At 37.2% G+C, this 14,339-nt stretch carries 14 protein-coding genes; 5 read left to right on the top strand and 9 right to left on the bottom strand.

Annotated elements, in window-relative coordinates:
• Positions 1–3 precede the first annotated feature (3 nt).
• The 3 genes from MR062_RS09820 to MR062_RS09830 all read left to right on the top strand — a co-directional run bounded on the left by MR062_RS09820 (position 4) and on the right by MR062_RS09830 (position 3,900).
• Entirely contained in the window at positions 4–1,473 is a 1,470-nt protein-coding gene (locus MR062_RS09820; protein ID WP_242203984.1) for a DUF1501 domain-containing protein, read from the top strand.
• A gap of 18 nt (positions 1,474–1,491) precedes the next feature.
• On the top strand, positions 1,492–2,400 hold the full coding sequence (locus MR062_RS09825; RefSeq protein WP_242203985.1) for a sugar phosphate isomerase/epimerase family protein: 909 nt from the start codon (positions 1,492–1,494) through the stop codon (positions 2,398–2,400).
• Between the two features lie 123 nt (positions 2,401–2,523).
• Positions 2,524–3,900: a DUF2231 domain-containing protein gene (locus MR062_RS09830; protein ID WP_242203986.1), complete on the top strand. Its 1,377-nt coding sequence runs from the start codon at positions 2,524–2,526 to the stop codon at positions 3,898–3,900.
• A gap of 9 nt (positions 3,901–3,909) precedes the next feature.
• Here the strand turns inward: MR062_RS09830 and MR062_RS09835 are convergent, their stop codons facing one another.
• The gene (locus tag MR062_RS09835) at positions 3,910–4,626 is read right to left on the bottom strand and encodes a tRNA1(Val) (adenine(37)-N6)-methyltransferase (protein WP_242203987.1); all 717 of its coding nucleotides are present in this window, start codon (positions 4,624–4,626) and stop codon (positions 3,910–3,912) included.
• A 162-nt stretch (positions 4,627–4,788) separates the two neighbouring features.
• Between MR062_RS09835 and MR062_RS09840 the strand changes: the two genes are divergently transcribed.
• On the top strand, positions 4,789–5,247 hold the full coding sequence (locus tag MR062_RS09840; protein ID WP_242203988.1) for a DUF2383 domain-containing protein: 459 nt from the start codon (positions 4,789–4,791) through the stop codon (positions 5,245–5,247).
• 25 nt (positions 5,248–5,272) lie between these two features.
• Here the strand turns inward: MR062_RS09840 and rimM are convergent, their stop codons facing one another.
• The 3 genes from rimM to MR062_RS09855 all read right to left on the bottom strand — a co-directional run bounded on the left by rimM (position 5,273) and on the right by MR062_RS09855 (position 7,630).
• Complete coding sequence (rimM, locus tag MR062_RS09845) at positions 5,273–5,797, bottom strand: ribosome maturation factor RimM (protein WP_242203989.1); 525 nt, start codon at positions 5,795–5,797, stop codon at positions 5,273–5,275.
• A 140-nt stretch (positions 5,798–5,937) separates the two neighbouring features.
• Positions 5,938–6,456 carry a 30S ribosomal protein S16 gene (locus MR062_RS09850; protein WP_242203990.1) on the bottom strand — a complete coding sequence of 173 codons (519 nt, stop codon included), beginning with the start codon at positions 6,454–6,456 and terminating at the stop codon, positions 5,938–5,940.
• A gap of 109 nt (positions 6,457–6,565) precedes the next feature.
• The gene (locus MR062_RS09855) at positions 6,566–7,630 is read right to left on the bottom strand and encodes a lactonase family protein (protein WP_242203991.1); all 1,065 of its coding nucleotides are present in this window, start codon (positions 7,628–7,630) and stop codon (positions 6,566–6,568) included.
• A gap of 164 nt (positions 7,631–7,794) precedes the next feature.
• Between MR062_RS09855 and MR062_RS09860 the strand changes: the two genes are divergently transcribed.
• Positions 7,795–9,255, top strand: coding sequence for a sulfatase family protein (locus tag MR062_RS09860; RefSeq protein ID WP_242203992.1), 1,461 nt, complete (start codon positions 7,795–7,797; stop codon positions 9,253–9,255).
• 86 nt (positions 9,256–9,341) lie between these two features.
• Here MR062_RS09860 and hemA read toward each other — a convergent pair whose 3' ends face one another.
• From hemA to MR062_RS09885, 5 genes are all read right to left on the bottom strand, one after another.
• Complete coding sequence (hemA, locus tag MR062_RS09865) at positions 9,342–10,592, bottom strand: glutamyl-tRNA reductase (RefSeq protein WP_242203993.1); 1,251 nt, start codon at positions 10,590–10,592, stop codon at positions 9,342–9,344.
• Between the two features lie 290 nt (positions 10,593–10,882).
• Entirely contained in the window at positions 10,883–11,299 is a 417-nt protein-coding gene (locus MR062_RS09870; protein ID WP_242203994.1) for a c-type cytochrome, read from the bottom strand.
• 16 nt (positions 11,300–11,315) lie between these two features.
• Entirely contained in the window at positions 11,316–11,915 is a 600-nt protein-coding gene (locus tag MR062_RS09875; RefSeq protein WP_242203995.1) for a hypothetical protein, read from the bottom strand.
• The gene (nrfD, locus tag MR062_RS09880) at positions 11,912–13,255 is read right to left on the bottom strand and encodes an NrfD/PsrC family molybdoenzyme membrane anchor subunit (protein ID WP_242203996.1); all 1,344 of its coding nucleotides are present in this window, start codon (positions 13,253–13,255) and stop codon (positions 11,912–11,914) included. Before nrfD ends, MR062_RS09875 begins: the two co-directional genes overlap by 4 nt.
• A complete protein-coding gene (locus MR062_RS09885; RefSeq protein WP_242203997.1) occupies positions 13,252–14,166 on the bottom strand; it encodes a 4Fe-4S dicluster domain-containing protein in 915 nt (304 codons plus the stop codon). The genes nrfD and MR062_RS09885 overlap by 4 nt, the downstream gene beginning before the upstream one ends.
• Positions 14,167–14,339: the final 173 nt, after the last annotated feature.

A 14,339-nucleotide genomic window follows, 5' to 3' on the forward strand; every position in this document is an offset into this window, starting at 1 on the left:
ACTATGGATTTATATAACGAATCACAAAAGAGAAAGTTAGAGTTTACAACTAGGCGACATTTCCTAAAGAAGTGCAGTACTGGTTTAGGCGGTATTGCATTGGCATCCTTAATGGGGCCACAATATATGTTTGGAAGTAATAATACCGTTGAAAGCTTTGATCCGGGAAGGCTTCCGCACTTCTTGCCTAAGGCAAAGCGGGTGATCTATTTGCATATGGCTGGGGCACCGTCGCAATTGGAATTATTTGACTATAAACCGGAATTACAAAAGCTTCATGGATTGGATTGCCCGCAGTCGCTCTTGGAAGGTAAGCGCTTTGCGTTTATCCAGGGTGTGCCCAAAATGTTAGGCCCTCAATTCAATTTTAAGCAGTACGGACAATCGGGAACCTATGTATCGGATGCTTTGCCCCATTTTAGTGAAATAGTTGACGATGTGGCGATCATAAAATCAATGCATACCGATGAATTTAATCACGCACCAGCACAGTTGTTATTGCAAACAGGAAGTGCACGGTCCGGAAGACCGAGTATTGGTGCTTGGGTCACTTATGGTTTAGGTTCGGAAAATGAAAACCTGCCAGGTTATATGGTTTTAGTTTCTGGAGGAAAAAATCCAAGTGCCGGGAAGAATGCCTGGGGAAGTGGGTTCTTGCCTTCCGAATACCAGGGGGTGCAGTGCCGTAATTCTGGAGATCCAATTCTTTACGTATCAAATCCTAATGGGATGAGTCGTGATATTAGAAAAAAATCATTGGAGGCCATTAACGAAATAAATAGGAGTGAATACAAGGAGTTTAATGACGATGAGACTCTGTCGCGTATTGCACAGTACGAGATGGCTTTTAAAATGCAAGTATCGGTGCCCGATGTGATGGATATTTCCAAAGAGCCCGAATATATTCGTGAGATGTATGGCGCCAAACAGGGTGAGGCTTCTTTTGCAAATAACTGTTTGCTGGCCCGAAGACTGGTAGAGCAGGGTGTACGCTTTGTTCAGTTGTACCATTGGGGTTGGGACATGCATGGCGATAGTAAAGCGACCTCTTTAAATGAAGGGTTAAAGACAAAATGTGGAGAAGTAGATCAGCCTATGGCAGCGCTTGTTAAAGATTTAAAGCAGCGTGGTCTTTTAGACGATACCTTAGTCGTTTGGGGAGGAGAGTTTGGAAGAACCCCAATGCGTGAAAACAGAGGTGGTCGTATAATGCCTTATTACGGAAGGGACCACCATACCGAAGCTTATAGTATCTGGATGGCCGGTGGTGGTGTTAAAGGCGGCATTTCCTATGGGGAAACGGACGAAATAGGATATTACGGTATCAAGGACAGAGTGCATATACACGATTTGCAAGCTACCATATTAAATCAATTGGGAATTAATCATGAAAAGTTTACTTATAATTTTCAAGGTAGGGATTTCAGGCTAACCGATGTACATGGTCATGTTGTTAAAGATCTACTTATATAATCTAAAGAAAGGATATCAATGAAGCAAACCAGGCGTCAGTTCATTACAACAGCGAGTGCAGCAGGAGCAGGCTTAGTTTTAAGTAGTATGAAATTACCTGAAAACGTAGCTCCAAAAAGAGGGTTTTCACTTAAAATATATGCAACCCGATGGGGATTTAATGGTTCCATGGATGCGTTTTGTAAAGCAGCTAAAAAGGAAGGCTACGATGGTATTGAAGATTGGTTTCCCAGTAATGAAGCAGGTGAGCAGGCGTTATATGAGGCATTGGATAAGTACAATTTAAGATTTGGGGCTTTAACCGGTAGTGGAGGAGCTAATTTTACTGCCCATAAAGAAAGTTACAAGGCTAATTTAACAAAGGTAATTTCCAGAAAGCCGGATTTTATAAATTGTCATGCTGGAAAAGACTTCTTTACTTTCGATGAGAGTAGGGAGCTTATGGAATTTGCCATTGAGGAATCCAAAGTTTCAGGCGTGCCCGTGTACCAGGAAACCCATCGTGGACGCATGTTATTTGCGCCCCATATTTGTGGTCACTTTATAGATGCTACTCCAGAACTCAAGTTAACCTTAGATATTTCGCATTGGTGTGTTGTGGCCGAAAGCTTGTTGGAAAACCAGAAAGAAACGGTAGAAAAAGCATTGAAGCGTACCAGCCATATCCATTCCAGAATTGGACACGAGGAAGGGCCTCAGGTTAGCGAGCCAAGAGCGCCAGAATGGCAAAGGGCTGTCGATGCGCATTATGCTTGGTGGGATAAAGTAGTAAACTATAAAAAAGAAGCGGGAGAACCCTTAACAATGACTACCGAGTTCGGGCCTGCAAACTATATGTGGACTATGCCGTATACGCGTCAGCCACTAGCCGATCAATGGGCTATTAATGTGCATATGATGCAGGAATGGCGTAAAAGGTATTTGTAAACTGGTTATAATCGAAAATAATTCCTCGAGGCTTTGCCTCGGGGTTTCCGTTGAAATAGTCATTCCCATTTGGTCACTGAGGATACTCGAAGTGATAATGGGAATCAAAATAAAATTTAATTCATGACATTTTTTTTAGAGTCAAATATCTATCAGTTTTTTGGAAGGTTTCACGCCATGTTGGTGCATTTGCCTATTGGTTTTATCATATTGGCTGTAGTTTTTGAGCTGCTTGCGTTAAAGAAAAAAATAGATTTAAACCGGGCCATTTCCTATGCGTTTTTAGCAGGGGCTTTATCTGGTTTTATTTCCATTATTTTGGGTTTAATGCTGGCTTCCGATGGCGGTTATAATGAGGCGACGTTGAATACCCATAAGTGGACAGGAATTACCATGACCCTCACGGCATTTCTGCTCTTTTTTATAAAACGAAAGCAGAATACCATATTATGGGCCAAGAAAAGTTATCCTTTGTTAATGGTCTTGGTGGTAACCTTGTTATTTGTAGCTGGGCATAATGGTGGGAATTTAACACACGGATCCGATTATTTGTTGGAACATGCCCCAAATCCTATTAGAACTTTAGTAGGGATGAAGCCCATTAGGGATCGTGTAACAGATTTGGATGAAGCATTGGTTTATGAAGATGTTATTCATCCTATTTTTGAGGCCAAATGCAATGTGTGCCATAATAGCGACAAAGCTAAAGGCGATTTGTTGTTAACCGATCCCGAGAGTATTATGAAAGGCGGTGAGAACGGCGAGGTAATTGCCACTGGTAATGCTAAGGAAAGTGAACTCTATAGACGGGTTACGTTGAGTCCTACACATAAAGAATTTATGCCAACCGAGGGACGAACGCCACTTACCAAAGAGGAAACGATGTTAATACAATGGTGGATTGATGAAGGTGCTCCTTTCGATAAAAAGGTTGTAGCACTTAATCTTACCGATCGTACCAAAGCCCACCTAAGGGATGTGGGTATCGGTTTAAAGCAGACCTTTATAGAAAGTCTGGATTTAGAAGTGGTTGATGATAACATTATTGAGGCTATTGAAGCAGAAGGTTTTAAAATAAAACCGATTACGGGAAACAGTACTTTACTGGAGGTTGCCTATTCGCCTTATAACAAAAGCCCTATAACGGCTGAAAAACTAGAGGTGCTTTTAAAAGCTAAAACCAATATTGTATGGCTTAATTTCTCTGATATAAGATTGCAGGAAGCACTGATTCCTAAATTAGGACAATTGGAAAATCTTGTAGAACTTAGAATTAATAATACCAATTTAACCGATGAAGGCGTAAAAGCATTAGCTTCCTTAAAGCATTTAGAATACCTTAATGTTTACGGAAACCCCATTACCGATGCTAGTGTTGAAAGTTTTCAGAAATTAACAAGTTTGCAAAAAATATACCTGTGGAAAACAGGTGTTTCTGAGACTGGTGTTCAGGAATTAAAGAATGCCTTAAACCATGTGAATGTTGTGCTTGGTCTATAGAATTCATAATTACATTTTTAAATAGAAGTCTTTTGTAAGATCTATATAATCTTGCGTGTATTGGTGCCTTTCAACCTCAATAGTCAATGTTTTGGTTTGAATGGCTTCTTTAAAAAATGAAAAGGCAATTAAGCTACGTTTAATTTTAGAAGAAGGGTTGCCCTTAACATGTAAAATACGGTTGGGGAAAAGCTTGTGTTTTGATGCTAGTGTGATAAACTGTTCCTCTTCTTTATAAGGAATAATAACAGAGAAAACCCCAGATCCTGAAAGTAATTTTGAAGTACTTTCAAGTAAATGTCCAAAAGGAAGAGCGTCTTGAAATCTGGCTAAATCCCGTTGATTGTTATTGGTTTTATAGTCTTCAGCATAAAAAGGCGGGTTACAAACAATAAGGTCGTATTGGTCCTCAATTTCATTAGTAAATTCTTCTAGAGAAGCATGGTAACAAAACAGGCGATCATTCCACGGCGATTGCTCAAAATTATCGACACACTGTTCGTAAGCACTGTCATCAATTTCAATGGCATCAATAACTTCGGCATGACTACGTTGTGCCAGAATGAGAGATATAATGCCAGTGCCAGCACCAATATCCAATATGGAAAAAGGGTTCTTTTCAATTGGTGACCAAGCACCCAAAAGGACACTGTCGGTACCAATTTTCATGGCACATTGGTCTTGTTTAACAGCAAAATTTTTAAAGACAAACGGTTTTTTGGACATCAAAAATAAATTTGGCCCAAAAGTATTGATAAATAGAAGGATTAAAAAAGTTAGGGGGCTTTATGTTTAAAATGTTGAAAAAATTGTTATTAAAGTATGTTAAATTTTATAATTTAAACATCTGTTTTAAGTTATATTTACGTAATTGTTAAAAAAAATAGGATGAAGCTTTCGGATAAGGTTGTAACCAAAATGAATAACTTGTTGATGTTGAACTATGAAGTTGAAAAGATGTACTTGGATGCTTTCGATATAGTTGAAGATGAAAGACTGAAAGTTTTTTTTAGGGAGCGTGCTTTTGAAAGAAACGAGTCTGCCAGAGCATTACGAGGACAAATTATTAAATTGGGATTTGAGCCCAAGAGTTTTGATCGCTTAAATAAGTTAAGTAACCGCTATTACATCATTTGGAAAAATATTAGGCCTTTGCTTAAGGAAGGTAATATACCAGAATTATTAGATCAAGTTTGTAGTGTTAAACAATGGAGCATGGATAATTATAATAGCTTACTACAGGAAATTAACTTGCCACTGTCTTTGTGTAAACTATTAGCGAGTCAAAGAGATTTATTACAATCCAATATGCATACCATTAAGGCCAGAGAAGCTTTGGTGATTTAGTTTAGGGAATTTCTTAATTTCCTTTCTATAAGTATAAATCGATTAACCCTTCCGGTGTTTCAACAAGAATGGTTTTATTGTCTCTGTCTACTTTTACAATAAATTCATCGTTCATAGGAATTAAGATTTCGGTGCCATTGCTGTCAATTTCAAAAAGCGCTTGAGCCGTTGAGTCGTTTATGCCTTTTATAATACCTACTTTGCCATAATTTTTATCGTTAATAGTAAAGCCGATAACTTCGTGAAAGTAAAACTTATTGCCTTCCAACTTAGGCAGTAACTCTAAGGGCAGGTATAGGTCACTTTTCATAATGGCATCGGCATCGGCTTCGGTATCAACATCTTCAAATTTTATACGAAGCAGTTCCGATTTATGTAATTGGGAATGTTCAATAAAAAAAGGAACAAGATTATTGCGCAGGTTTAAAAAAATAGCGTCTAAATGGTCGTAAAGCTCTGGTTGGTCTGTATCGAGTTTAGCCAATACTTCGCCTTTAAAGCTGTACTTTTTTACAATTTTGCCTAAATAAAAACAATCGTCTTTTTTCATTTTATGTCTGTTCGAGTGAAGTTGGGAACTATATAAATGTGTCAAATTTATTACATCTCGACTGTGCTCGATGTGACACTATTTAAATAAAAAAAACCCTGACGGTACCGTCAGGGTTAAAAGTATAAAAAATAATTTTTTTATTCTTCTTCGTTTGTAGCTTCAGCTTCAGCAGCAGGAGCTTCCTCTTCTTCAGCTTCTTCTTCAACAACTGGAGCAGCGGCAGCAATTCTAGCTTCGTTAACTGCTTTTTCAGCAGCTAAGGCTTCAGCTTTTGCTTTTGCTTCAGCTTCTGATAAACCATCAGCTTTCGCTTGAACTTTTGCTGCTTTTTCTTCTAACCAAGCATCGAACTTCGCTTGCGCTTGTTCTTCAGTAAGTGCGCCTTTTTTAACGCCACCTGCAAGGTGGTTTTTTAATAAAGCACCTTTGTAAGATAAAATGGCTTTAGCAGTATCTGTTGGTTGTGCACCATTTTGCAACCATTTTACAGCACCATCAACACTTAAGTCAATAGTTGCAGGGTTGGTGTTTGGATTGTAAGTACCTAATTTTTCTAGGTATTTACCATCTCTTTTTGATCGTGCATCTGCTGCTACGATCCAGTAAAAAGGTTTTCCTTTTTTACCGTGTCTTTGTAATCTAATCTTTACTGGCATAATAATTAATTAGTTGAGGTTCACGACCTCGGGTTATTAATAAGGGCGCAAAGATAGTGCATTTTTTTGATTTCCAGCGTAATGTTTTGATAAATTCTTAAGCGAACTCTTAGAATAGCAAGCAAACAGGACTAGGTAATTCAGTTTCGTGTAAATAGCTAAGTGTTCCGTTGGTCTTATCGATACTAAAAACAGTTATGTTATTGCTTTTTTGATTGGCGACCAACAAGAATTTTCCAGTGGGATCCAAAGAAAAGTTTCTAGGCCAATCCCCATGAACACTCATATTTTGTATTTTTTCTAACGTTCCGCTTATGGTATTCCGTTTAAAAACAACTATGGAATTTTCACCCCTGTTAGAACCATATACAAAGCGCTCGTCTTTAGAAAGATGAATGTCTGCACAATAGCTTTTACCTTTAAAATCATCGGCGAGGGTCGATATGGTGTCAATAAGCTCAAAGCCATCTGTTGTTTTTTTGGCTGCCGTAATAGTGGAAGAAAGTTCATTGATAATATAAAAATACTGACCATCCTTGGTCATGGAAAAATGTCTAGGGCCAGAGTTGGGCTGCATAGGAACGATCGATGGTGAGACCATTTCATACTTGCCATCTGAAAAACGATACTGGTAAACACCGTTTTTTCCTAAATCGGAAGCAAAAAGATCATCTTTTAAAAATTGAGCCGAATGTGCATGGGATACGATACTGTCTGTATTATGTTCAAGGACTTGAAAAGCATCATTAAGTACACCATTATCTTTAATTGTATATAATGAAAAATTGCCACCTGCATAATTAGAAACCACAGCTTTATCCCCAGCTTCATTTATGGCAATATGGCAAGGGCCAGCACCATGACTTCCAACAGTATTGAGGAGGGACAGCATGCCGTTGGATTCTACTTTGAAAGCAGATACTTTGCCAATTTTTATCTCATTAACGGCATATAGGTTTTTTCGGTCTGGAGAATACGATAAAAATGAAGGGTCTGTTATTTTTGCGACTAGCTGCAATTTGCCTAGCTCACCAGTTTCCGTATTAAATTGAAATTGGTAAATGCCTTCGCTGTCTCCAGAGGTGTAGGTGCCAACGTATAAAGGTACTGTTGGGTTTGAACAATTGATAAGGGACAGGGCCGCAAGGCATAAAAAAGCTAATTTAATCTTCATGGTTTTAAATTTGAAAGGTCATAAAAGTATTAAATAATTTCGACAGGAAGGGAACGATTCATAAACGGAATTTTATTGATCTGTAGAATAGATAAGGTAAGATAGGCTGTTTTGGTCCAAGATAAAAAAGCTATATTTAGTTTTTTAATCAAAATCAATTCTGTATGAAGTTCTTTGTTCAAGCCTTGTTAAGCACTACTGTACTTTTAATTATGTCATGCACCACAAAAGTAAAGCAGGAGGTGAAGGCCAACAAGCCAACAAATTTTGTTATCGTTTTTGTGGACGATATGGGCTATGGTGATGTTGGTTGTTATGGAGCAACAGGATTTACCACGCCCAATCTCGATAAAATGGCTGCAGAAGGGATGCGCTTCACTAATTTTTATGCAGCGCAACCTGTTTGCAGTGCATCCAGGGCAGGTATTTTAACTGGGTGCTATCCTAACCGAATAGGTATTTCGGGAGCTTTGTTCCCTCATAGTGATACGGGGTTGAATCCCAATGAAATAACCATAGCAGAAATGTTAAAAGCAAAGGGTTATGCTACTGGAATATTTGGTAAATGGCATTTGGGGCATCATAAAAAGTTTTTGCCTTTACAACACGGTTTCGATGAATATGTAGGTTTGCCCTATTCTAATGATATGTGGCCTATCGGGGTTGATGGAAAGCGACTACCAGCCGATAAAGGAACCGGGAGGCACCCAGATTTACCTTTAATCGAAGGCAATGAGGTTAAAGAATATATTACCACATTAGAAGGGCAGGACAAGTTAACAACGCTCTATACAGAAAAGGCTGTTGATTTTATTAATCGTCATGCCAATGAACCGTTCTTTGTATACCTACCACATAGCATGGGACATATTCCTTTGGGGGTGTCAGATAAATTTAGAGGGAAAAGCGAACAAGGGATGTATGGTGATGTTATGATGGAAATTGACTGGAGTGTGGGTGAAATAGAAAAGGCGTTGCAAGCTAATGGTGTTTCAGAAAATACGGTTTTTATTTTTACGACAGATAATGGGCCTTGGCTAAACTACGGAAATCATGCTGGTTCGGCTGGTGGTTTGCGAGAAGGTAAGACAACCAGTTGGGAAGGCGGACAACGTGTGCCCTTTATTGTTAAATGGCCAAAAGCAACACCGTCAGGAACTATTTGCAATCAGTTGGCTTGTGCCGTAGACATCCTACCTAGTTTTGCTAAAATTGCTGGAGCCCAATTGCCAGAACTTAAAATAGACGGTGTAGACATTACTGAACTTTGGGAAGGCAAAACAAATGTAAAGCCGCGTGAGGATATTCTTTTTTATTATGGCAAGAACAACCTTAATGGGGTGCGTAAAGGGAATTGGAAATTGGTTTTACCCCATACATGGCGTTCGTATAATACAAAACCCGGAAAAGACGGATATGGAGGCCCCAGAGTACAAATGAAAGTCGAAACACCAGAACTCTATAATATGATGCGTGACCCAGGGGAGCAATACAACGTTATTGATTATCACCCTGAAAAAGTTGAAGAGCTCATGCAGGTGGTTGAAGCGGCCCGCATAGAGTTAGGAGATCTTAATGTAGGAGTTGCATCTGGTGCCGGGACAAGGGAGATTGGCAGGAAATAACAGATCCTTATAGACGACTTAAAAACGAAGCACAATTATTGCATGTTTTATTTAAACTGAAACACTTAGGAGCAATAAAAGAGGTGCTATAAAGCGATATGGTTAGAGATAATCGTATCTATGTTAAATGAGCCATACTGTGTTTTGGAGTGAATTAGTTTTTTCATGACCAGATTGGTCAAAGTTTCAACCTTTGTATTGTGAGCTGCCTTTGAATGGTTATAGAGGTAGGCTTTTATTTTATGTTTTACTTCAGTTTTTAGTTCAATTAGTAAGTTTCTTAAAGGTGCCTTTTGAAGCCATTGTTCAAATGCTAAGATTTCTTCATTAATAATAATGTTTATGGTGTCTATTGCTGCTAGTCTATTGTTTTTGTTTTTTTCTAGCTCACTTGAAATGGTGTCTATATCATGATAAATTATATTTTGGGATTGGATTTTCGTTTGGTCCATGTTACAAGGAACAGCCAAATCGATAAGAAGTAATTTCTTTGTTGGGTTTGCAACTTCTTTAATGAGATGTCTAGAGTTACTTACCGCACTAATGATGATGTCAAAACCGTTAAAGTTATTCGAAACAATGTTATCCCAAGCATAGGTTTTGCAATTATTTTTATTGGCCAATAACAGTGCTTTTTCATTGCTTCGGTTGCTAATGTAAATGTTCGTAAATTTAAATTTGTTATTATACTTAAACAGCTGTTTAACAATATTGCCTGCTCCAATGAATAATATTTTTTTAGATTTTAAAGATTCCATGTTGTAGGTGTCTTTAATAGTCTTTAAGGATTTATAAGCTACCGAAGTGGTGCCGTCCCTAAAGTTGGTTTCATTGCTTATTCGTTTATGGGCCTTAAACACAGTTTGGAGTGTACGTTCCAAAACAGACCCTTGTAATTTATATTGCATTGCATACTGATAGGCCTTTTTTATTTGATGTATGATTTCTGCATCACCAACCACCATAGATTCCAGGCCAGATGAAACATGTAAAAGATGCTTAATTGTTGGTTTGGTTTTATTGCTGCTAATAAAGACATCTTGAGTCGATTTTGGGCAACCTTTAAAATCAATAAAAGCATTGAGTATTTCTGTAGTTGAGGTATTTGTGGATTCAAAATATATTTCGGTTCTATTGCAAGTGGCCAAAATTAATAAGCCTGTTACATCAGAAAAGTATTTGCAGATTAACTTGACCAAATCTTCTTTTTCTTTTTCTGAAACATGGAATTGCTCCCGTTGGGAAACAGATGCTGTTTTATGGGAAATCCCAATAAACTTAAACGTTTTATCTCTAGTGTTTTTCATTTCAGGAATTTGAAAGTTTTTAATTTCCATAAGGAGAAGAATTGTGTTTACTATAATTTATTAGTTTTTGTTAAGGATGAATTAATACATATTAACTTAAATATCTTAAATTGATTAAACCAATACCTACTAATTTTAAACCTTTTGTAATAACAGCCAAACTCAGGTAAAGTAAAATTTGTATTGTTGCAATATAATATCTAAACAGCTTTAATTCAATGACATATGTCATGTTTAATAAGCCCGGTTTACATGTGGGTTTTAAAGGTGCTAAATTGCTTCCAACTTTTAAATTAAACAGCATATTGAAGCGAACCATTTTATTTGACCAGTGTTTTCATATAATTAATTAAAAGCCATCTGTCTTCTTCTTCTGTTATTTTCTTTTCAAAACTGGGCATATCATCTCTGCCCAATACACTTTTATAGTATAGGCTACCATCAGTTTCCTTTTTAAATGAATCCTCTGCAAAATCTGGAACAGGAGTGTCCACACTAGAAGCTTTTGTGCCATCTCCTCTTCCTTTTTTGCCATGGCATGATTTACAATGTTTAGTGTAAAGAATACGCCCTATGTTTTCATCATCATTGACATTTAAATAGGGGTTTTCCATGTTTTGATATTTTTTGGGTACTACCCAGGGTTTTTCTTGGTTAGGGACGGCCATAGACATTAATATTAATACCAGACTTCCTGTGAATAGCAAAACGGTAATAAATAAAGACTTTGTTTTCATGATTATAGTATTTTGTTTAGTATGATTTTGAATTTATGATTTCTATTTTGCTTATTTTAAAGAACATATAAATGATATAGAAAATAATAAACCAAATAGAAAAAATTAATGCACTAATTATAAGTATAAGTGGGATAGGAGCATTTGCTGCGGCGGCCCACAAAGATCTTTTTTCTTGAAATTGATCTGGTGGTAGTGAGGGAACTCCCCATTTTTTTATGGTTTCAATAGTTAGGTCGTTATAAAGATCGGAATCAATTACTTTAACCAAAATGGTGACATTGCCTTCGGAATCGCCAGGAAGGTCATTAGGAAACTCAATTTTTACCGTGCCATTTTCATCGGTTGCATTAAATATGTCTCCAATTGGTAAATTGCTAAAGGATCTCTTTACATAAAAATAAAGTTCAAGATCTTCAATTGGTTCATTGTTGCTATTGGTTGCTGTAGCTACAATAAATTTAGAATCTGTATCGGCAACAAAGTCGAGCGCTATTTTTGCATCTTCCATACTTTCATCTTCCTGACCTAAAACCATATGAAAGTTGAAAAAAATAAATAGTAGCGACCATGATATTTTTAAAATCCAAATGATATTAATAATCGTTGTTTTCATTTTTGAAAATTTAGAATTGGATGACGTTTCGAAACATGTTCATGCTTTTGAATTGGTATAATGGGGAATAGTTTAATAAGAACTGTAATAATTAATAAGAACCAAGCAAATGAAGCAAGTGTAATAGTCCATTCTTCCCAAGTAGGGTTATAGTGCAAGTAAGATTCATCTACACCTTGTATTGGTAAATAAGGATGCTGTAATGATGGAATAACTATTAAAAATCGTTTAAACCAAGCTCCTAAGATTATAAATGTAGAAATTATGCTTATAGGTAACGACCTGCGCATGCCTTTAAAAAGTAATAATACAATTGGTAATACGAGACCACCTAACTGGACAAACCAATACATTGGAGCATATTTGCCTACAAACAATTCAGTGATATGTTCTCCTTCAACACCAACCATTTTGAATGCAGGCCCTAGATATTCGTTAATGTTAAAATATAAATACACTAATGACAGTAAAACCAAAAGTTTGCCCATTTTATCAAAATGGGATTCTGTGATATAAGCATTAAGATTTATGAACTTCCTTATAAAGTACATAGCTATTATAATGGCAGCGGCACCGGCCATAAATGCACCCGAAACGAAGTAAGGTCCTAAATTGGTGCTGTCCCATCCTGGGCGCCAGGTGGTTGCGAATAGCCATGATGTAACGGTGTGTATGGCAAATGCCACAGGAAGTACCGAAATGGCCAAAATTTTAGTCACTTTTTGAAGCATGGCCACTTGCTTTGGGTCATTGTGCCAATTAATAGCCATAATTCGGTATAGCTTTTTTTTCCATTTAGGAACCGCTGTTAATCGGTCGCGACAAAGGGCAACATCAGGAAGTAGCGACGTGTATAGTAATATTAAACTTATCACCAAGTAGGTAGAAATAATGATGACATCCCATATAATAGGCGATTGAATTCTTAAATATTTAATAACATAAAAGAATCTATCTGGTCTTCCCATGTCAACAATTATGATTACAATGGCACATATAATGGCCGATACGGCAATGATTTCAGAAATTCTTGTAAGGGGTTTTGACCACTCATTTTTATTGAGCTTTAAAATGGAACTAAATAAAGAGCCTACTAGGCTAATTGCAACAAAGAACACAAAATTAGATATGTAAATGCCCCATGAAGTATAATCTCTCATTGCAGTAACTATCAATCCGTATTTTAACTGTCGATAATAGCCATACGTTCCTATTAGGATGACAAGAATTAAAAAGCCTACCCATAGTTTATAACTCAGAGAGGTTTTTAAAATATGTCTTAACAGATCTTTTTCTCTTCTGTCGTTAAACTCTTGTTTATGTTCGCCTTGCTTGCTCATGACGTTTTGTTTTCAGAATTTTCTTTTTCAAAAGGGAATAGTCGGTCAACAGGCGGTAAATAATAAACCCGGGGTTTTGTTCCAAGTTCTTCCATGTATCGGTAACCGGCTTTATCTCTTAAAAGGGTACTTAACCTAACTGTTTCTTCCCCATTTGTTACAGCGTCTTCAAGTTCATTTCCAAAATAAATGACACCATTGGGGCATGCAGAAACACAATGGGGTAGCTTATCTTGACGAAGCATATCAGGACAAAAATCACATTTAGCAACGGTGCCATGTTTGCTGGGAAGGCTGGTTTCGGGCGAATAAGGAATATCTAGTTTGCCTTCAGGAGGATTTCCCCAATTGAATACCCTTGCAGAATAAGGACAGGCAGCCATGCAAAAGCGGCAACCTATACAACGTTCATTGTCAATGAGCACAATGCCATCTGTACGTTTAAAAGTGGCGCCAACGGGACAAACTTTTACACATGGGGGGTTATCACACTGGAAGCATTTTTTTGGCATCCAATAAGGTGAGGATTCTTCATTGTCTTGCATTTCAAGAACCTTTATATAAGGCCTGTCTGGAGTTAGGTTATGATGTTTGTCACAGGCTTGAACACATTTTCTGGCATTCTTACATTTACTTAAGTCTACAACCATTACAAATTTTTTACCAGGAATACCCTTTCGGGCTTCTTTTGGAGGGGCCCCATGATACAAATGCTCCATAGCTTCAATTTCTGAATTTGGCACTTGAACAAGTTTGCCATCGGGAGTTAATAAGGTTGTTTTCTCAGTCGATTTGTTCTTGCAAGATGAAAGTGAACTAAACGCTAAACCTGATGCCGCAAGAATGCTTCCGGTAGATATTTTTTTTAAAAACCCTCTTCTAGAGTCTGTTTTGTGTTCATTGTCTTCCATGATTCATGTAATTAATTAAACTAATAGCCATCTAGATTACTAAATATAACATCTAAAAGTCTAATATTTAATGACATATGTCATGTTTGACTTTTTAGGATTTTGATGGTTGTTATTAATGTGTTGTTTGAAAAAAGTACGACTACAAAAAAAACCGAACGGTAGGTTCGGTT

Source organism: Aestuariivivens insulae (genome assembly GCF_022662195.1).
GTDB lineage: Bacteria > Bacteroidota > Bacteroidia > Flavobacteriales > Flavobacteriaceae > Aestuariivivens > Aestuariivivens insulae.

Excerpts from the sequence above, each read along its gene's own strand:
- MR062_RS09820 (WP_242203984.1), top strand. The coding sequence starts at position 4 with ATGGATTTATATAACGAATCACAAAAGAGAAAGTTAGAGTTTACAACT.
- MR062_RS09825 (WP_242203985.1), top strand. The coding sequence starts at position 1,492 with ATGAAGCAAACCAGGCGTCAGTTCATTACAACAGCGAGTGCAGCAGGA.
- MR062_RS09830 (WP_242203986.1), top strand. The coding sequence starts at position 2,524 with ATGACATTTTTTTTAGAGTCAAATATCTATCAGTTTTTTGGAAGGTTT.
- MR062_RS09835 (WP_242203987.1), bottom strand. The coding sequence starts at position 4,626 with ATGTCCAAAAAACCGTTTGTCTTTAAAAATTTTGCTGTTAAACAAGAC.
- MR062_RS09840 (WP_242203988.1), top strand. The coding sequence starts at position 4,789 with ATGAAGCTTTCGGATAAGGTTGTAACCAAAATGAATAACTTGTTGATG.
- rimM (WP_242203989.1), bottom strand. The coding sequence starts at position 5,797 with ATGAAAAAAGACGATTGTTTTTATTTAGGCAAAATTGTAAAAAAGTAC.
- MR062_RS09850 (WP_242203990.1), bottom strand. The coding sequence starts at position 6,456 with ATGCCAGTAAAGATTAGATTACAAAGACACGGTAAAAAAGGAAAACCT.
- MR062_RS09855 (WP_242203991.1), bottom strand. The coding sequence starts at position 7,630 with ATGAAGATTAAATTAGCTTTTTTATGCCTTGCGGCCCTGTCCCTTATC.
- MR062_RS09860 (WP_242203992.1), top strand. The coding sequence starts at position 7,795 with ATGAAGTTCTTTGTTCAAGCCTTGTTAAGCACTACTGTACTTTTAATT.
- hemA (WP_242203993.1), bottom strand. The coding sequence starts at position 10,592 with ATGGAAATTAAAAACTTTCAAATTCCTGAAATGAAAAACACTAGAGAT.
- MR062_RS09870 (WP_242203994.1), bottom strand. The coding sequence starts at position 11,299 with ATGAAAACAAAGTCTTTATTTATTACCGTTTTGCTATTCACAGGAAGT.
- MR062_RS09875 (WP_242203995.1), bottom strand. The coding sequence starts at position 11,915 with ATGAAAACAACGATTATTAATATCATTTGGATTTTAAAAATATCATGG.
- nrfD (WP_242203996.1), bottom strand. The coding sequence starts at position 13,255 with ATGAGCAAGCAAGGCGAACATAAACAAGAGTTTAACGACAGAAGAGAA.
- MR062_RS09885 (WP_242203997.1), bottom strand. The coding sequence starts at position 14,166 with ATGGAAGACAATGAACACAAAACAGACTCTAGAAGAGGGTTTTTAAAA.